We start from the raw sequence: 18,565 nt of genomic DNA on the forward strand, positions 1-18,565 counted from the left end.
GTCAGATTGAAGAAATTTAAATTTTTTGTTTTTCTTTTTTGTAGCGCATTTGCCTTGTCTGGCTCGCAGCCTCTGCGGTCGGTTGAAATAAAAATTATGAGTTTCAACATCAGGCATGGAGCGAATATGAATGAGGAGTCCAATCTGATGGAAATTTTAAAGATCATTAAAGAGAACAAACCGGATCTGGTGGCTTTGCAGGCGGTTGACAGTTTGATCAGTAATGGCAAAACGCAGTTTCAGTTACGCCAGCTCGCCATTCAGACAGGTATGCATTACACATATGGTGTGGCAGAGAGATCAGAAAACGGAACGCAGGGTGTGGGAATTTTATCTGTCTGGCCTTTGGAAAAGTCGCAAACGATTACTTTGCCCTCCACAGCGGGAGCGGACCCGAAAATTTTGCTTTGCGGACTGATTCGCCATTCAAGAAACCTGACTTTTCGTTTTTGTAATTCGAGGCTTGAATATGCATCCGTGATGGACAGGGCACTTCAGGCTGCTTATATCAATCAAATGCTCGCAGGCAGTATACAGCCGGTACTTTTGGGGATGGATATGGGAGCGCGGCCTAATGAGCAGCCTTATTTCTCTTTTCGAAAAAAATGGCAGGATGCAGCACAGGGATCACAATTGGAAACCTGGAACGAAGGACTTCCCGGCGACAGGCTGGATTATATTTTTGTATTACTCAATAACAAGGTACGTGTGAAGAACTATAAGGTGATAAGGAATTATCCGCAGGCTTCTGATCATTATCCCATTCTTGCCACAGTTGAATTTTGGTAAAATGAATTATTCACATTTGAAAATCGGGTTATTTATTCCTTGTTACGTGGACCAGTTTTATCCGCAGGTTGGAATAGCAACGCTTGAACTGTTAGAAAAATTAGGCTGTACGGTAAGTTTTCCGCTCAATCAAACCTGCTGCGGCCAACCTATGGCCAATTCAGGATTTGAACATCTGACCACCGGGTGCAACAATCTTTTTTATGATTCCTTTTCAGGCTTTGATTATGTAGTTTCTCCTTCCGGAAGCTGTGTGCTGCATATTAAAGAACATTTGAAGGTGGAAGACAAGCCATCAGAGTCTAAAATCCTGCGCAAAAAGGTTTACGAGCTGGTTGAATTTATCACCGATGTATTAAAGATTGATTCAATCGAAGCAGATTTCCCGCATCGTGTGGGTTTGCATCAGGGATGTCACGGGCAGCGCGGATTGCATTTATCCCAAATGTCAGAGCTGAATGCACCTGCTTTTTCAAAACCTGAAACCTTACTTCGAAAAGTACATGGACTGGAATTGGTTGATCTTGACCGCAAAGATGAATGCTGCGGGTTTGGCGGAACTTTCTGCGTGAGCGAAGAAGCAGTTTCCGTAAAAATGGGAAAAGACCGCGTTTCTGACCACATACGACACAATGCTGAATATATTACCGGCTCAGATGTGAGCTGTCTGATGCACCTGGAAGGAATTTTGAAAAGAAGAAATTCGACAGTTCAGGTAAGGCACATTGCTGAAATACTGAACAGCTCGATTTCTGTTAAGACAGTCGTACCTGCATTATAAAACAAATACCGGAACCCTGAATGAGCACCGGTATTTTACAAAGTTTCGGATGCGCGCCGCGCCGGCGTCAGAATCTGAGAAGAAACCAGTCGTTAGTTAATTGAAGAAACGACGCGGCTCGTTTTAGTCAAAATATCAAACGTTTGTGAATACTTCTCTTTTCCGTCCGTTACCTCGAATGTATAAGTACCATCCAGAAGGGTAGAAAGATCGAAATATTTCAGGTAGTTTGATTCAGTACGCTTGTTTTCAGCAAACAATACATTTTTATCTGTATCCAAAATGCGAACTATAACTGCGTTTGACTCTGGCTTAATATATGAAACTCGGAATTGCATTGGTTTAACTTCCAGTATGCTCAGCTTGGTTGAAGCGGATACAGTTTTTTCGGAAGCGTTGTTGGTTTGTGCATTAACTGTGAATGCTGAACCTGAGAATAGCAAGCCTGTCAGAGCAGCCGTTAGAATAATTGATTTTGCTTTCATAGGAGTGAAAATTTTAAATGTATCTAAGAAAAGTTTAATTAAACTTTTTTCAGAGTCGGATGTCCCGATCGAAAAACTTTGTATGTCAAAAGTATAACATATTGCATTACAATAAAATAGCTTTTTATCTGATTCTAAAAAGTTGTTTATTAAACAAACTGAAAACTTGGAATAGTGCTACGAATGTGAAAAGTACAATTCAAGTTCTTTAAATAATACTATTATCTAATTGTTAAGAGAACCATGTCAACAGTAACAAAGGACCATGCGGGCGCCTCCGAAGTATTTAATGAGGACGAACCTTATGTAAACTGGCACGATGAAACATTATGGTTTGTGCGGACCAAGCGGGATAAATCCTCCAAGCAGTTGCCGGAATGGGAAGAGCTTCGTGAAAGTGCATCGCAGATCAAGCATTATGTTCTTTCCCACATGGATGGTTTACTTCAGACCTTTGAACAAAAAGCAAAGGAAAACGGTATCCATGTTCATTGGGCGAGTGACGGCCCGGAGCATAACGAAATTGTGCTTGGTTTGCTAAAACAGCACAACATTGATAAAATGGTTAAAAGCAAATCCATGCTGACCGAGGAGTGTCACATGAATGAGTTTTTGATTAAAAACGGAATTGATGTTATTGATTCGGATTTGGGCGAGCGGATTGTGCAGCTGAGAAACGAGCCGCCAAGTCATATCGTTTTGCCTGCCATCCATTTAAAAAAGAAGGATATCGGTGATTTGTTTCACGAGCATCTTGGTACGGAAGCGGGTGCTACCGACCCGCAATATTTAACTGAAGCGGCAAGACAGCATTTACGTGATAAATTTCTGACGAGGCGCGCTGCCTTAACCGGTGTCAATTTTGCGGTTGCTGAAACCGGAAGTTTTGTGGTAAGCACTAATGAAGGAAATGCGGATATGGGAGCGCATTTGGCAGACATTCATATTGCCAGCATGGGTTTTGAGAAAATTATTCCGAAACAGGAACATCTGGGTGTCTTTCTGAGATTACTTGCCCGCAGTGCAACCGGTCAGCCGATTACGACTTACAGCAGTCATTTCAAGACGCCGAGGGAAGGGCAGGAGATGCACCTCATTATTGTAGACAATGGAAGAAGCACACAGCTCGGGCGTGAAGATTTCAGAAATTCCTTAAAGTGTATTCGGTGCGGAGCCTGTATGAATACCTGTCCGGTTTACAGAAGAAGCGGGGGACATAGTTATCACAACGCCGTTGCCGGCCCAATTGGCTCAATATTGGCACCAAATCTGGACATGACCAAAAATGCAGATCTTCCTTTTGCAAGTACTTTGTGCGGAAGCTGTTCCAATGTTTGTCCGGTTAAAATCGATATTCACGACCAGCTTTACAAATGGAGGCAGGTTTTGGTAAAAGGTGGGCATGTTCCAAAAGGAAAAGAAATCGGAATTAAGGCCATGTCGATGGTTTTGTCCCAGCCAAGGTTTTATCAATGGTCGGGAAAACTGGGTCGTTCGGTGATGCGGGCTATGCCTTTTGTAGTAAATAATAGTTTGAATCCCTGGTATAAACAGCGGGACATGCCCGAACCGCCTCAGGAAAGTTTCCGTGACTGGTATGTCAGAAACAGAAGAGAATAACGGGTTTATATTTAGTTTTTAGTAACACGGTTTCCGGGTTTTAGACATATTAAAATGAGTGCACGCGAGAAAATACTTCAGCAGATTAAATTAAATAAGCCGGCAGAAACGCAGCTGCCGGCAAGAATCAGTTTTGAAAGTCATTACGAAAATACAGAGATTAAATTTACGGAAACACTGGCGGCCGTTTACACCGAGGTAATTGTGGTTGCTTCTTATGATGAGCTCAGAAAAAAGGCATTTGAAATGTATGCAGATGTGGTGAACCGTGCCACAACAATTCCGGCTCTGGCCGACTGGTCGGATTTTAGCCTGAACATTTCAGATCCTCATGATCTGGAAATGATCGAAGTTGCTATTCTGGAAGCCGAGTTTGGGGTAGCAGAAAACGGGGCGATTTGGATTTCTGATAACCACTTACCACACCGGGCACTTCCTTTTATTACGCAAAATCTCGCTTTTGTTATCCCCAGGAATAAAATTGTGAACAACATGCATGATGCCTACAAAATTTTGGCAGATACTACCGGTTGGGGATGTTTTATTTCCGGTCCTTCCAAAACAGCTGACATAGAACAATCGCTCGTAATTGGCGCACATGGTGCCAGAAGTTTAGTCGTATTTTTATTGGAAGAGGAATAGCGAATCATTTACAATAACAGAATAAAGGATATGCACTACCTGTTGGGCTGGTGTTTATCCTTTTGTTGATTTAATCAGGAATAACTGAGTATCAAATCGTCCCCTAGCTTTTTTTATTAACTTTCAAAAAAAAGTATCAAGCGCAGTTTCTTTCCTCTATTTTTGCAGCACACACCTATTGTGTTAACTATGTCTTTACAAGAGCAGGCCATTGTGTTTTGTTCAGGCAAGTTTATGTTATAAAAACCGCTTGTGTTAATAGTTTAAAGCTTAACGGCGCTTTTCCGGTGTCTGTAATCTGATCCTTTATGCCTAAAATAATAGTTGCAATCGATGGCTATTCAAGCTGTGGTAAAAGCACAACAGCAAAATTGGTTGCAAAGCAGCTTAACTATCCCTATATCGATACTGGTGCCATGTACCGTGCTGTTACGCTGTTTTTTTTACAAAATCACGTCAGCCAGACAAATCCTAAGGAAATTGAAATTGCACTGAGCCAGGTTCAGATTTCGTTCAGGAGGCATCCGGAACTTGGTCGTAACGACACTTTTCTGAATGGATTGAATGTAGAAGATGAGATCCGGAAAATGTACGTTTCGGAAAAGGTAAGCGACATTAGCGCCATTGCAGAAGTTCGCCACGCACTGGTCGCACAGCAGCAACGTATGGGTAGGACAAAGGGGATTGTCATGGATGGCCGGGATATCGGAACCGTTGTATTTCCTCAGGCTGAACTAAAAATATTTATGACTGCTGATCCATTGATCCGGGCGCAGAGACGTCAGCTTGAATTGCTGGAAAAAGGAGAATTAATAGGCCTGGCAGAGATATCCGAAAATCTGAAAATGCGTGATCATATAGATACCCACCGGTCAGAAAGCCCTTTGAGACAAGCCGAAGACGCAGTATACATCGACAATTCGCTTATGACACTTGACGAGCAGGTTGAAATGGTAGTAAGACTTGCGGATGCGAAAATTGCTTCTTCGCTCCGCAATAGAGAAATAAATAAAAACAAATGAGCGGAAACATTCCCGACTTTGATTATTTAATCGTCGGCCATGGAATAGGCGGCGCTTCAATTGCCTGGCACTTACAAAAAGCAGGTAAAACTTTTAAAATTGCCGGCGATTCTACTGCTCCGTCATCATCACTTGTTGCCGCGGGTATTTTTAATCCGCTTACTGGTAAAAAACTGGTAAAAACCTGGCTTGCGGATGATCTCTTTCCCTTTGCAACTTCCTTTTATTCAGAACTTGAAAGTAAATTGGAGGCAAAATTCCTTTATAAAACTTCTGTTTACCGCCCTTACAGATCTATAGAAGAACAGAATACGTATTTAGCACAATCTGCTGAGCCCGCCATTGCAAATTACATCGGCAAAAGTGAAGACCAGGATGTGGTTGCTGAATATGTTCACATGGCACATGGAGGGCTGGAAGTGGTTCGTGCTGGTTGGGTTGATCTGCCGGTTTTGCTAAAAAAAAGCAGAGAATATTTTTCAGGATCAGGTCAGTATATTGAAACAAAGTTTAATTCCGAAGAATTAAAACATTCAGAAGCCGGTGTAGAATGGAACGGCAAGAAATTTGGAAAAGTAATTCTTTGTCAGGGATTTGAGGCGGTTAATAACCAATATTTTAACTGGCTTCCTTTTACCCCGGTCAAAGGGCAGATTTTGGAAATTTCGTCAGAACATATCTTAAAGAAACACATTATTAATCAGGGAATTTTCGTTTTACCAACCTCGGATAAAACCTGTAAAGTGGGTGCAACATATTCATGGGATCCGTTGGATTGGGAAACGACAAAGGTTGCTGGCGATGAACTGGAAGAAAAATTAAAGAATTTACTGAAAGTTCCTTTTCGGATTACCGCTCAGGCAGCCGGTATCAGGCCTTCGGTTAGGGACCGGCGGCCTTTAATCGGAGTTCATCCCACGCTTAGTAATGTTTGCATTTTCAACGGGTTAGGGACAAAAGGTGTAACGCTGGCACCATTTTTTGCTGATCAGTTCGTTCAGCATTTAGAAAATGGTAAAGAATTGAATCCGTTAGTGAATATTCAAAGGTATTTTTCGTTATATTTCCATTGAAGTAAGCCTAAGCATTTATGAGAATAAAATTTCTATTTTTATTAGCGATACCCGTAAATCTTGTTGCAGTTCTGGGATTGTACACGGAGGCATCAGCGCAAAGATATCCCTCTCAGGAAACCTTTGGGAAAAACAGGGTACAGTATAAAACCTTCAACTGGAAGACGTTCAGAACCACAAATTTTGAAATATATCACCACCAGGGCGGAACGGAACTGGCTAAGCTCACAGCACAATATGCTGAAAGTGAGTTTGATAAAATAACAGATGTGCTTGGCTGGACTCCTTATAGCCGTGTTAAAATTTTCCTTTATAATTCTCCTGCTGAACTTGAACAAAGTAACATGGGGTTGTCGACGATCGATAACCGCGATGATGCAAAGCTCGATCTTGCGCAATCCCGGGTAGAAGTAGCCTATACAGGCGATCAGATCGGTTTCAGGAAAAAACTGGTAAAAGACATCAGCATGTTGTTTGTTTATGACATGCTTTATGGCGGAAATATGAAAGAGGCTTTGCAGAGTTCTCTTTTGCTTACATTGCCTGAATGGTTTATGTCGGGTACGGCGGCTTACATTTCAGAAGGATGGTCTCCGGAGCTGAATGATTACATGCGGGATTTTTTCAAAAACCGTAATGTAAGAAAACCCACTTTGCTGACAGGAAACGACGCAACGCTGATCGGACATTCCATCTGGAACTACATTGCTGAAAGATATGGCAAGGATAAAATTTCAGATATTCTCAATCTTACCAGGATTATCAGAACTGAGCAAACCAGTATCACAAGTACGCTCGGGGTTCCTTCATACAATCGCTTTTTACGTGACTGGCGTGCCTACTATTTAAATCTCAACAAAAGCGCAGAGCAATATTATACAGATTCAAAACCAAGCTGGAAATACAGGCTGAATGAATTCAGCGGTACTGATGCAGCGTCGGCGATTAAGATTTCACAGGACAAAAAGTTTACTGCTGTTAGCGAAGTGAAAAACGGACGTTATAAGGTTTACGTTTTTGACAGCGAAACAGGTTCGAAAAAAATGATTCGCCAGGGTAAAACGGATCAGGTTGGAGAACGGGGAACCAGTCAGCCCGCGCTCTTAGGCTGGTCAAAAAATAACAACTTAACGATTTTGGCGTCCGAAAGTGGTCGTAAAAACCTTTACGTTTACGAAAATATCGGTACTAAAAAGGTTAAGATAAAAGTAAAACGGAATATTCGTGGTCTGGATCAGATCGTCGATATGGATGTTTCTGCGGACGGATCCATGCTCGCTGTGAGTGCGGATAGAGGTGGTAAAAATGATATTTATCTGATAAGCGTCGCCAGGGCTTCTCCATTGCCATTGACAAGCGATCTTTTTGATGATGTCTCGCCTCGCTTTATTCAGGGATCTTCAAGAAGAATTGTGTTTGCGTCCAACCGTCCGTCGGATTCACTTGGAACAGCCAAAGGAGATTATAAGAATGTTGCTCCTTCGATGTCTCTTTTTGAACATGATGGCACACCAAAATCCGGACAGATTACAGAGCTGGTTCACAGTGAAGGCAAGACGAAAGTATCCCCGATTTACGCTGATGCGAATGAGATCATCTATCTGTCGAACATCAAAGGTGTTTCAAATGTATTTAAGCTAAACCGTGCTTCGAATACCAGTACACAGCTAACCAATTATATACATAATATCAGAACCGCCGACGTAAATCTGAAATCAGGAGGGGCTCTTGCCTATACTTATCTGTTTGACGGTTACATAACTGCTGGTTTTAAAAATGGATTTGATTCAAACGCATCTTTGGATACGCCATCGCTGAATGCATCGGGTGCAGCTGTACCTGCCAGTACCGTAGCGGTTGGTCCGGGTAAAACTGACTCGGTGGCTAATGTTGCTAAACAGGAAGCTGCTCCGGCTCTTGCTTTGAAAGATGGTGAAGTAGACACAGATAACTATCAGTTTGATCCTGACGTATTGCAGACGTTTGAGTCAAGACAGCGCAGGGGAGCTTTGACAGGTGCGCCCAGTGTGTTGTCAAGAACAAAACCAACCAGAGAGAACATTGCAATTAAAGGGCCTTATCCATATAAAGGATTGTTTATTACCAATGACGCAAGTTCCGACTGGCGCATCGATCCAATACGGGGTTTTGGTTATGCTCAGTCTCTTTCTATGAATGACCTTTTGGAAAATCATGTTATCAAAGCCGGGTTTTTTATATCGTCTAATTTTAGGAACAGCGATTTGTTTGCTGAATATAGCAACAATACCTATCGCATAGATTTCGGTTTACGGGTTGACAGAAAAGCACTGTATGTAGATACGGAGGGATCTCCCCAGAAGTATCGTTTCAATCAGGTGATGTTCTCTGCGTCTTATCCATTTTCTCCTTCAAGCCGGTTTACATTGTCTCCAATGTTTACTTCTACGAGGATGATTGATGTTTATGTGCTTGCTAATCCGGATTTTGCAACCAATTATGGAGGACTTCGAAGCGAATATGTATTTGATAATACTAAGGTGAACGGTTTGAACATGATGGAAGGAACGCGGTTCAAAATCAGGTATGACGCACATCTTGGCCTTTCAGGTAAAGACGAAAGTTTTAATCGTATCAGTCTTGATTTTCGTCATTACCAAAAAATTCACCGCGACCTGATACTTGCCATTCGCGCGTCTGCCAGTCATTCGGGCGGAAAAGCCCCTAAGCAGAACATCATGGGAGGTATGGAAAACTGGATCGGTAACCGCAAGGAAACACGCACCGGTGAAAATCCATTAGCTTTCGCTCCGAATATTGATAACAGAGATATTTTCTTTGCGGACTTTGCAACGAACCTGCGTGGTTTTAATTTGAACCGTATGTCCGGCACAAGTTATATGTTGCTGAATGCGGAATTGAGAATTCCTTTGATCAAATATCTTTACCGCGGATCTATTACTTCCAGTTTCCTGAGGAATTTCCAGATCGTGGGTTTTGGGGATATCGGTACGGCATGGACAGGTAAAGGACCGTTTAGCGAAAACAACAGCCTGAACACGCAAATCATCGGAACTGTGGATGATCCTTTCCGTGCAACGGTTACCAATTACAAGAATCCTTACCTGATGGGTTATGGTTTAGGTGCCAGAACGACATTATTCGGCTTTTACGTTAAATTTGACTACGCCTGGGGAGTTGACAATGGTTATACCAACAAGCCAATACCATACTTGACACTTGGCTATGATTTTTAGAAAAAGCCAGTAGATTTTTACTAAAAAGCTTTTAAATGGCAGGGGATCTTTCCCGTGCCATTTTTAATGGTCTTTATTCGAAATTAGATTGAAACAATACCTTCTATGATTTTACCGCATCGCTTAAAAAACAAAGTCTTTCAGTCTGCTTTTATATTTCTCTTTCTGGGCAGTCAGCTTTGTTTTGCACAAAGGGAGGTGATGTTTGAACAGTATGTACAAAATCCAATGGCGATTAATCCGGCATTTACCGGCGTCAGGGAAACGTTTAACATGACCGCCATGTTCAGGCGGAAATGGATTAACATACCTAATTCTCCTTCCAGCCAAACTTTTGCAGCGGATGGCACTTTTGGAAACGGAAAGTTTGGAGCAGGATTTCAGGCTTTGAACGATCAGACAAGTTATTTTACTACAACTGCCTTGTCTGCCAGCTTTGCATATCACTTAGGGATTTCGGATAAATGGAAACTGGGCGTCGGTGCACAGGGTGGTATAAATGTATTGCCGGTATTTGATATTTCGGGGAATACAAACCGCGCTTTGGCCAGTGCCGGAGTTGGTGCGTGGCTGCATTCTGACCAATTTTATCTTGGGATTTCCAAGCCGGAAATTTTATCTCACGGTTTCGGCGATCAGGTTATAAACTATTTTTATCGTCGTCCTTTATACATCATGACCGGTGGTAGTTACGAATTGGATGAAGATGTTTTGCTGCTTCCCCATATATTAATTGTCCAGGAAAAAGACCATAATCTTCGGGTGGATCTTGGAGCAAGATTATGGTTTAACGAAAAAGTGGGAGTAGGTGCATCTTACAGAATGGGTGGCAAAAACAACGTTTACTCCGATGCAGGAATAAATTTTTTACAATTATCAGCAGAGGTGCAGTTGGGGAAAAATGTAAGGCTGGGATATTTTTATAGTACAAAACAAATCGAACAACTTTACACGATTTCGCAGGGACCGAAAGGAATTCATGAGCTGATGCTCAAATTTGTTCCAAATCCGAGTGGTTTTCAAAAGTATTAGTAACAGTTTAATTACAGATAATTTTGGGTAAAGTTAAAAGGAGATTTTATGTGCAATGTTTACATAAGTCTCGTAACTTTGTCCGGTAAATGAAATAATCACATTTGTGATGGATAAATACACGTATATAGCAAATTCCGACGGCGCTTACATAGAGGATTTATATAATTCCTATAAGCAAGATGCAGCTTCAGTAGATGAAGGCTGGCAAAAATTCTTTGAGGGATTCGATTTCTCGCAAAAGTACCCGGTAAACGGGAACGGACATACAAATGGTGCAGCCAATGGCAAAGAAGCAGCAGTATCCGGCAAATCAGATCCAGCCCGTATCCGGAAGGAAATGGAAGTGGTTCATTTGATTCGCGGTTACCGTTCGAGAGGTCATCTTCTGGCTACGACCAACCCTATTAAAAAGAGAAAAGACCGGCAGCCACAGCTGGAAATATCTGATTTTAACCTTGGAAATGAGGATTTAGATTCAGTTTTTGAAGCGGGTGTCGAAGTTTTTGGACGTCCTGCAACCCTTCGGGAGATTGTAGATTCGCTCAAAACGATTTATACCAAAAATATAGGTTTTGAATATCTATATATCCGCGACCGCGAACAAAAAAGCTGGCTGCGTAAGAAGATTGAGAAAGAAGCTTTGGATATGAAATTTTCAATTGATGAAAAGAAACATATCCTTTCGAAGCTGAATGAAGCAGTTGTTTTTGAAAACTTTCTTCATACAAAATATTTAGGTCAGAAACGTTTTTCACTGGAAGGTGGAGAAACCACAATTCCGGCTCTGGATGCTATGATCAACAAGGCAGCAGAAATGGGTGTGGTTGAAGTGATGATCGGTATGGCTCACCGCGGAAGGCTTAACGTGCTTGCCAACGTGATGCAAAAAACATACGGCCAGATATTTAACGAATTTGAAGGTAATTTGCCAGATCAGGTTTGGGGAGACGGTGACGTAAAATACCACATGGGTTTTGCAAGCCAGATCACAGCTGAAAATGGCGAAAAAGTACATTTGAAACTGGCACCAAACCCGTCTCACCTTGAAGCCGTAAACCCGGTTGTTGAAGGTTACATCCGTGCAAGAGCCGACGGGATGTACGACAGTGATTACGATCGTGTTTTGCCCATATTGATTCATGGTGATGCTGCCGTAGCAGGTCAGGGAATTGTGTATGAAGTAACGCAGATGTCAGGTCTGAATGGTTATTACACAGGTGGAACCATTCACTTTGTAATCAATAACCAGGTTGGTTTTACAACCGATTTTGAAGATGCAAGATCAAGTATTTATTGTACAGATATTGCCAAAATCGTTGATGCACCTGTATTACACGTAAATGGAGATGATCCGGAATCTGTGGTGTTCTGTATGCGTCTTGCGGTTGAATATCGTCAGAAATTCAATAAAGATATTTTTATTGACATGGTTTGTTATCGTCGTCACGGGCATAATGAAGCAGATGAGCCAAAGTTTACACAACCGGTTCTTTACAAGTCGATTGAAAACCATTTAAACCCGCGTGAAATCTATCAGAAAGTGTTGGTAGAACGTGGTGATGTGGATGCGCAGCTTGCAGCCAACATGGATAAGGAGTTCAAGCAATTATTGCAGGAACGTCTTGATATGGTAAAACAAAAAGCGCTTCCTTATGTAATGCCGAAGCTTGAACAGGAGTGGCATACACTTCGTAAAGCAACAGCCAAAGATTTTGAAAAATCAGTGGAAACAGGTGTTCCGCTTGAAGTTATTGAAAAAATTGGTAAGGCTTTAATCAAAACGCCGGAAGGGTTTAACCGGTTGAAACAAATTGACAAACTTCTCAAGGATCGTGAAACGATGATCTTTGACAAAAAAGAAGTGAACTGGGCAACTGCGGAATTGCTTGCCTACGGATCTTTGGTCATGGAAGGAAACATTGTTCGGTTGAGCGGCCAGGATGTGCAGAGAGGTACTTTCTCTCATCGTCATGCCGTTTTACACGATGTCGAAACCAACTATTCTTACAATAGTTTAGGTCATATTGAAGAAGGTCAGGGACCATTCATGATCTATAATTCATTACTTTCTGAGTATGCAGTTTTAGGTTTTGAGTTCGGTTATTCAATGGCTAACCCCAATGCATTGGTTATCTGGGAAGCGCAGTTTGGTGATTTTGCCAATGGAGCTCAGGTAATTATTGATCAGTTTATTTCTTCAAGCGAAACCAAATGGGATCGTTGGAACGGACTGGTTATGCTTTTGCCTCACGGTTATGAAGGCCAGGGTCCTGAACACTCGAATGCACGTCCGGAAAGATATCTTCAGCTTTCGGCCAATTACAACATGATCGTTGCCAACGTTACTACGCCGGCCAACTTTTTCCATATCATGCGCCGTCAGTTAAAATCACAGTTCCGCAAGCCGTTAATCATAATGTCACCGAAGTCGATGTTGAGACATCCTCTTTGTGTTTCTCCGGTCGACAGCCTTGTAAACGGCAGCTTCCAGGAAACAATTGGTGATACTTATGCTGATCCTAAAAAGGTGAAGAAGGTATTGTTATGTACTGGTAAACTTTATTATGAATTGTTTGAAAAACAGCAGAACGATAAACGTGATGATGTTGCCATTATCCGTGTAGAGCAAATGCATCCGTTCCCGCAGACTCAGATTGATGAGCATCTGAATAAATATTCGAATGCGAAAGTTTACTGGGTACAGGAAGAACCATTCAACATGGGTGGCTGGACATTCATGCTTCGTATGTACAAAGGTGCTAAACCATTGCAGGTAATCGCACGTGAGTCAAGTGCGTCGCCATCTACAGGTTTCTCAAAAATACATGCAAAAGAACAGGCTGAGATTTTAAACAGAGCCTTTGAATTATAAATAAGAAATATTCTAAGACACTTAATTCGATAACAAGATTGCAGATAAAATGGCTGAAATTGATATAAAAGTACCGCCAGTTGGCGAGTCGATTACCGAGGTAACAATAGGAAACTGGTTCAAAAATGACGGAGATTTTGTCAAAATGGATGAAGTCATTTGCGGACTTGATTCAGATAAAGCAACGTTTGAATTAACTGCTGAGGCAGAAGGTGTCTTACATATTAAAGCGCAGGAAGGCGACACACTAAACATTGGCGACCTGATTGCAACAATCGATTCATCAGCTAACGGCTCTGCTCCGAAAGAAGCGGCTGCGGCTCCTGCGGCAGCGCCCGCTCAGGAAACTCCCGCAGAATCTGCGCCTGTTAAGGAAGAAGAAAAAGCACCCGCTCCTGCACCAGCTGCTTCGGGAAAAGCTTATGAAATGAAAGTTCCTGCTGTTGGTGAATCCATTACAGAGGTAACAATTGCATCATGGAGCAAAAAGGACGGAGACCATGTAGAAGTGGACGAAATTCTTTGTGAGCTTGAATCAGATAAAGCAACATTCGAATTGCCTGCCGAAGCTGCAGGCACTTTAAGAATAGTTGGAAAAGAAGGAGATACCCTTGCAATCGGTGCTTTAATTTGCACGATTGAAGCAGGTGCTTCTTCCGGCGCAGCTGCACCAGCGGCTGCTGCCACTTCCCCGGCGGCGGGTTCTGACAAAGGAAGTGTAGAAAAACATGCATCGCCTGTTGCAGCTAAGATTCTGGCTGAAAAGGGGATTGATGTTAAAGATGTGAACGGTTCTGGATCAGGTGGTCGTATTATGAAAGACGACGCACTGAAAGCGGGGAGCAAACCAGCGGAGGCTCCTAAAGCTGCACCTGCGAAACCAGCTGCTGCGCCGGTTGTTGCCGGAGCCCGTGCACAGCGCCGCGAAAAAATGTCCTCTCTTCGTAAAACCATAGCACGCCGTCTGGTAGCTGTGAAAAACGAAACGGCAATGCTGACAACCTTCAATGAGGTTGATATGAAGCCGGTAATGGATGTTCGTTCGAAGTTCAAAGACAAGTTCAAAGAAAAACATGAAGTTGGTCTGGGCTTTATGTCATTCTTTGTAAAAGCAGTAACGGTTGCGTTAAAAGATTTCCCTGGCGTTAATGCTTCAATTGACGGAGACGAAATCGTTTACAACGACTTTGCCGATGTTTCAGTTGCCGTATCTACTCCCCGCGGATTGGTTGTACCGGTTATCAGAAATGCTGAAACGCTTTCTTTTGCAGCAGTTGAAAAGGAAATTGTTCGTCTGGCAATTCGTGCACGTGATGGTAAACTTGGATTGGACGAAATGTCCGGCGGAACATTCACCATCACAAATGGCGGAACGTTTGGTTCGATGTTGTCTACTCCAATCATAAATGCTCCTCAGTCTGCAATCTTAGGGATGCACAATATTGTGGAAAGGGCAGTTGTGGTTGACGGACAAATCGTGATCCGTCCGATCATGTACGTGGCACTTTCTTATGATCACAGAATTATTGACGGTAAGGATTCTGTAAGTTTCCTTGTTCGTGTAAAGCAGCTTCTCGAAGATCCAATGAGATTATTGCTTGATATGTAATTTGCTTTAAGCCCGTCGGAAGACGGGCTTATTTTTTGACCTTAGCCTCCCACCCCGTCACAATGAATTACTTTCTAAACTTACGGTTTAGGATTATAATATTTTTATTGTGCCTAGTAAACTGCTCTTACGGTCAATCGGAGCAAAGCCTGGATAGTATCAGTCCTTTCGAGGTACAAACTAAATTCCCTGTTATTAAAAGCAGTTTTGGTAAATATCTTGTAAACCATAGAATAGTTTCGACTCAATTTGTGATGGATGTGCTTGCCCAGAAGGATTCAGCTAACTTTACGAAATTCAATAATGGTCATCGGTTATTAAAAACGGGTGGAACGATTGCTATAGTTGGAGCGGGTGTAACTTTGGTGGGAGCAGTGGTAACGATGATTGAAATCTTTGATGACCTACTGTCGTTTGAGGGTCAAACAAGGTACACGGGCGTGGCAATCGTAGGTGTAGGTTCGGGGATATCACTCAGTGGATTGGCTGTATTAGTCTTGGGGAAACACAAGAAAAACCAGGCGGTGAAATTTTATAATAGTACAATAGCAACTCCAAATCCCAAATACAGCATTTATTTAAAGCCGTCTGCAAATAAAGTAACAGTAGGCCTTAGATTTTAGAGCAATTACTATAATTTCTCATTCTCCTTGTGCCTGTCTTTATCTCTACTGGTTTTTTTATCCATGTTTTTTGCAAATGCTTCTGTGAGATTAATTCCGGTCTGATTTGCCAGGCAAATTAAAACCCAAAGTACATCAGCCATTTCATCACCAAGATCTTTTCCCAACTCCGATTTTTTAAATGACTGGTCACCGTAGGTTCTGGCCATAATACGGGCAAGCTCTCCAACCTCCTCGGTTAAAATAGTCATATTTGTAAGTTCAGAAAAATAACGTACACCGTAGGTTTTAATCCAGTTATCTACCTGTTGTTGCGCTTCGTCGATTGTCATAAGTACGCGTGGGATGATTTGAATGAATGTTTTTTAGTCTGAAAATCAAATTCTGTTTTTCGAATCAATTACAATTGTCACTGGGCCGTCGTTAAGTAGTGCCACCTTCATATCGGCCCCAAATTGCCCGCAGGCTATTGCTTTACCCATTTCCTTTTCCAGAAACTTTATCATCGCTTCATACAACGGAATTGCAACTTCCGGCCGCGCGGCTTCTATAAACGAAGGCCGGTTACCCTTTTTCGTACTTGCATGTAGAGTGAACTGGCTGATCAGAAGAATGTTTCCGTCAACCGCGGCCAGGTCCAGATTCATTTTGTCATCCTGGTCTCCAAAAATCCGCATGCCTGTGATCTTACGGCCCAGCCATTCAACGTCTGCCTGTGTATCTTCATGTGTGATTCCCAGCAATACTAAAAAACCTCTTTCAATAGCGCCATGAACTTCCTGATTGATGGTTACCGACGCTTCACTTACTCTTTGTATTACTGCTATCATTTGATTTTTAGTTCCTGCTAATTGAATATTTTATAATCTAAATCAAAATATTATTTGATAAAAGGTATAAAAAGAATAATTATATTAATGTAATTTCCTTAAAAACATCTTAAATGTGAAGGATTTTGAAAAATATTAAAATTTTAACAACTATGTTTTAACTTAGTATGTCAGAATGAATCTTTCAAAGATAAACATCATCCGACTTTCGGCAGGTAAGTATCGGGAGTTTCCTGGCTAAAACTATCTGCCTTTTTATCACCAGAACAAAAACAACTCTTCATAATGAAAAAAAACTTTACCTGCGTTACAATCCGGAAATACATAATGGCGGGTTCGCTAGGAATGGCGCTTTTGCTTCCATTGGGAATTTCGGCGCAAAAAAAGACGGTACCGACAAAAATCGACCAACTCAAATCTGAGCTGATCAAAGAGATTGATAGTCAGCAGAAAGCAACACAGGAAATGGTGGACATGGTTTTTAGCTTTGGAGAGCTTGGCTTCCAGGAGGTTGAAACATCAAAATATCTGACAGATATTTTGAAAAAAAATGGATTTTCTGTCGAAACAGGTATATCCGGTGTTCCTACTGCCTGGGTCGCAAAGTGGGGTTCGGGTAAACCATTGATTGCTGTCGGAAGCGACATCGACTGTATTCCCAAAGCTTCTCAAAAGCCAGGGGTTTCCTATCACGATCCGATTATCGAAGGAGCACCCGGTCATGGCGAGGGGCACAATTCGGGTGTACCTCTAAATATCGTTGCCGTACTTGCCCTTAAAAAAATCATGGAACGGGAAAAGATTCCGGGAACGATCATGCTTTGGCCGGGAGTAGCGGAAGAGCAGCTGGGAGCCAAAGCGTATTACGTTCGCGACGGATATTTTAAAGATGTTGATGCCTGTATTTTTACGCACGTGGCCAATAACATGGCAGTTTCATACGGAGATGCGGGCAATAACGGGATGGTGTCCGTTAAGTTTGCATTTGACGGGCAGGCTTCACACGCAGGGGCCGCACCCTGGCGGGGTAAAAGTGCGCTTGATGCTGTTGAGTTGATGAACATTGGATGGAACTACCACCGCGAGCACATGGAAACGACCCAACGATCGCATTATGTAGTTGTGGACGGAGGGGACCAGCCAAATGTTGTGCCGTCCAAAGCTTCGGTCTGGTATTATTTCCGTGAAAGGACATATCCCAAGATTTCACAGATGTACAAAGACGGAGTCAGAATTGCGGAAGCGGCAGCACAGATGACCGAAACTAAAATGACTTATGAGATTCTGGGTAGCGCCTGGCCAGGTCATTTTAATCAGCCTATTGCCGAGACAATGTATAAAAATATTAAAGCTGTCGGATTGCCTAAATGGTCTGATGCAGACCAGAAATTGGCAAAAGCTGCACAGAAAGAAATGAATAACCCGGAAGGAGACACTCTTCTCAGTAACGGTTTAAGTACAGCACTTAGCCCTTTGGGTAAGCCTGTTCCGACTACCTCGGCCGGAGGAGGAGGATCGGATGACATTGCCGACATTTCCTGGAACGTGCCGACGGTCACACTGAGATACCCTGCGAATATTCCCGGTCTACCCGGCCATCACTGGGCAAATGCCATTGCCATGGCCACGCCGATTGCACACAAAGGAGTAATTGCAGGCGCAAAGGTTGAGGCAATGACTTTATTGGATATGTTTATGAATCCGGAAGTAATTAAAAGTGCATGGACTTATTTCAACGATGTTCAGACAAAGGATGTGAAGTACATCCCTTTTGTTTCCAAAACGGATAAACCAGCTTTGCATTTAAACGCAAATATCATGAAGGAATTCAGACCGGAAATGAAGAAGTATTATTACGATCCTTCAAAATATGCTTCGTATCTTGAACAATTAGGAATAAAATATCCTACCGTACGGGAAGACAAAAAGGTTGATTCGGGAAAATGAG

15 protein-coding genes are annotated in these 18,565 nt (G+C 42.3%); 12 read left to right on the forward strand and 3 right to left on the reverse strand.

The window, feature by feature from the left end; all coding sequences use genetic code 11:
* Positions 1-96: 96 nt before the first annotated feature.
* Together E0F88_RS25845 and E0F88_RS25850 are read left to right on the forward strand one after the other, a co-directional pair.
* Positions 97-789, forward strand: coding sequence for an endonuclease/exonuclease/phosphatase family protein (locus E0F88_RS25845; RefSeq protein WP_131961185.1), 693 nt, complete (start codon positions 97-99; stop codon positions 787-789).
* A 1-nt stretch (position 790) separates the two neighbouring features.
* Positions 791-1,570, forward strand: a complete 780-nt coding sequence (locus E0F88_RS25850) for a (Fe-S)-binding protein (RefSeq protein WP_131961186.1) — start codon at positions 791-793, stop codon at positions 1,568-1,570.
* A 92-nt stretch (positions 1,571-1,662) separates the two neighbouring features.
* Here the strand turns inward: E0F88_RS25850 and E0F88_RS25855 are convergent, their stop codons facing one another.
* The gene (locus E0F88_RS25855) at positions 1,663-2,055 is read right to left on the reverse strand and encodes a hypothetical protein (RefSeq protein ID WP_131961187.1); all 393 of its coding nucleotides are present in this window, start codon (positions 2,053-2,055) and stop codon (positions 1,663-1,665) included.
* A gap of 243 nt (positions 2,056-2,298) precedes the next feature.
* Between E0F88_RS25855 and E0F88_RS25860 the strand changes: the two genes are divergently transcribed.
* The 9 genes from E0F88_RS25860 (at position 2,299) to E0F88_RS25900 (ending at position 15,787) form a co-directional block, all read left to right on the forward strand.
* Positions 2,299-3,675, forward strand: a complete 1,377-nt coding sequence (locus E0F88_RS25860) for a lactate utilization protein B (RefSeq protein ID WP_131961188.1) — start codon at positions 2,299-2,301, stop codon at positions 3,673-3,675.
* Positions 3,676-3,729: 54 nt separating this feature from the next.
* On the forward strand, positions 3,730-4,317 hold the full coding sequence (locus tag E0F88_RS25865; protein ID WP_131961189.1) for a LutC/YkgG family protein: 588 nt from the start codon (positions 3,730-3,732) through the stop codon (positions 4,315-4,317).
* A gap of 308 nt (positions 4,318-4,625) precedes the next feature.
* The gene (cmk, locus tag E0F88_RS25870; protein ID WP_131961190.1) at positions 4,626-5,339 is read left to right on the forward strand and encodes a (d)CMP kinase; all 714 of its coding nucleotides are present in this window, start codon (positions 4,626-4,628) and stop codon (positions 5,337-5,339) included.
* Positions 5,336-6,412: an NAD(P)/FAD-dependent oxidoreductase gene (locus E0F88_RS25875; protein WP_165940151.1), complete on the forward strand. Its 1,077-nt coding sequence runs from the start codon at positions 5,336-5,338 to the stop codon at positions 6,410-6,412. Before cmk ends, E0F88_RS25875 begins: the two co-directional genes overlap by 4 nt.
* Before the next feature lie 17 nt (positions 6,413-6,429).
* On the forward strand, positions 6,430-9,648 hold the full coding sequence (locus tag E0F88_RS25880; protein ID WP_131961191.1) for a PD40 domain-containing protein: 3,219 nt from the start codon (positions 6,430-6,432) through the stop codon (positions 9,646-9,648).
* Between the two features lie 105 nt (positions 9,649-9,753).
* The gene (locus tag E0F88_RS25885) at positions 9,754-10,680 is read left to right on the forward strand and encodes a PorP/SprF family type IX secretion system membrane protein (RefSeq protein ID WP_131961192.1); all 927 of its coding nucleotides are present in this window, start codon (positions 9,754-9,756) and stop codon (positions 10,678-10,680) included.
* Positions 10,681-10,789: 109 nt separating this feature from the next.
* A complete protein-coding gene (locus tag E0F88_RS25890; protein WP_131961193.1) occupies positions 10,790-13,555 on the forward strand; it encodes a 2-oxoglutarate dehydrogenase E1 component in 2,766 nt (921 codons plus the stop codon).
* Positions 13,556-13,604: 49 nt separating this feature from the next.
* A complete protein-coding gene (odhB, locus tag E0F88_RS25895; protein ID WP_131961194.1) occupies positions 13,605-15,164 on the forward strand; it encodes a 2-oxoglutarate dehydrogenase complex dihydrolipoyllysine-residue succinyltransferase in 1,560 nt (519 codons plus the stop codon).
* A 62-nt stretch (positions 15,165-15,226) separates the two neighbouring features.
* Positions 15,227-15,787: a hypothetical protein gene (locus tag E0F88_RS25900; RefSeq protein WP_131961195.1), complete on the forward strand. Its 561-nt coding sequence runs from the start codon at positions 15,227-15,229 to the stop codon at positions 15,785-15,787.
* Between the two features lie 8 nt (positions 15,788-15,795).
* On the opposite strand, the gene E0F88_RS25905 is transcribed toward E0F88_RS25900, so the two are convergent.
* Both E0F88_RS25905 and dtd read right to left on the reverse strand, forming a co-directional pair.
* Positions 15,796-16,119, reverse strand: a complete 324-nt coding sequence (locus E0F88_RS25905; RefSeq protein ID WP_131961196.1) for a nucleotide pyrophosphohydrolase — start codon at positions 16,117-16,119, stop codon at positions 15,796-15,798.
* Positions 16,120-16,164: 45 nt separating this feature from the next.
* Positions 16,165-16,617 carry a D-aminoacyl-tRNA deacylase gene (dtd, locus tag E0F88_RS25910; RefSeq protein WP_131961197.1) on the reverse strand — a complete coding sequence of 151 codons (453 nt, stop codon included), beginning with the start codon at positions 16,615-16,617 and terminating at the stop codon, positions 16,165-16,167.
* A 345-nt stretch (positions 16,618-16,962) separates the two neighbouring features.
* Here dtd and E0F88_RS25915 point away from each other — a divergent pair, with 345 nt between their 5' ends.
* Positions 16,963-18,564 carry an amidohydrolase gene (locus E0F88_RS25915; RefSeq protein WP_220466382.1) on the forward strand — a complete coding sequence of 534 codons (1,602 nt, stop codon included), beginning with the start codon at positions 16,963-16,965 and terminating at the stop codon, positions 18,562-18,564.
* Position 18,565: the final 1 nt, after the last annotated feature.

Source organism: Dyadobacter psychrotolerans, from assembly GCF_004349265.1.
Taxonomy (GTDB): domain Bacteria; phylum Bacteroidota; class Bacteroidia; order Cytophagales; family Spirosomataceae; genus Dyadobacter; species Dyadobacter psychrotolerans.

Coding starts and splice junctions, on each gene's coding strand:
- E0F88_RS25845 (WP_131961185.1), top strand. CDS start 97: ATGAGTTTCAACATCAGGCATGGAGCGAATATGAATGAGGAGTCCAAT.
- E0F88_RS25850 (WP_131961186.1), top strand. CDS start 791: ATGAATTATTCACATTTGAAAATCGGGTTATTTATTCCTTGTTACGTG.
- E0F88_RS25855 (WP_131961187.1), bottom strand. CDS start 2,055: ATGAAAGCAAAATCAATTATTCTAACGGCTGCTCTGACAGGCTTGCTA.
- E0F88_RS25860 (WP_131961188.1), top strand. CDS start 2,299: ATGTCAACAGTAACAAAGGACCATGCGGGCGCCTCCGAAGTATTTAAT.
- E0F88_RS25865 (WP_131961189.1), top strand. CDS start 3,730: ATGAGTGCACGCGAGAAAATACTTCAGCAGATTAAATTAAATAAGCCG.
- cmk (WP_131961190.1), top strand. CDS start 4,626: ATGCCTAAAATAATAGTTGCAATCGATGGCTATTCAAGCTGTGGTAAA.
- E0F88_RS25875 (WP_165940151.1), top strand. CDS start 5,336: ATGAGCGGAAACATTCCCGACTTTGATTATTTAATCGTCGGCCATGGA.
- E0F88_RS25880 (WP_131961191.1), top strand. CDS start 6,430: ATGAGAATAAAATTTCTATTTTTATTAGCGATACCCGTAAATCTTGTT.
- E0F88_RS25885 (WP_131961192.1), top strand. CDS start 9,754: ATGATTTTACCGCATCGCTTAAAAAACAAAGTCTTTCAGTCTGCTTTT.
- E0F88_RS25890 (WP_131961193.1), top strand. CDS start 10,790: ATGGATAAATACACGTATATAGCAAATTCCGACGGCGCTTACATAGAG.
- odhB (WP_131961194.1), top strand. CDS start 13,605: ATGGCTGAAATTGATATAAAAGTACCGCCAGTTGGCGAGTCGATTACC.
- E0F88_RS25900 (WP_131961195.1), top strand. CDS start 15,227: ATGAATTACTTTCTAAACTTACGGTTTAGGATTATAATATTTTTATTG.
- E0F88_RS25905 (WP_131961196.1), bottom strand. CDS start 16,119: ATGACAATCGACGAAGCGCAACAACAGGTAGATAACTGGATTAAAACC.
- dtd (WP_131961197.1), bottom strand. CDS start 16,617: ATGATAGCAGTAATACAAAGAGTAAGTGAAGCGTCGGTAACCATCAAT.
- E0F88_RS25915 (WP_220466382.1), top strand. CDS start 16,963: ATGGCGCTTTTGCTTCCATTGGGAATTTCGGCGCAAAAAAAGACGGTA.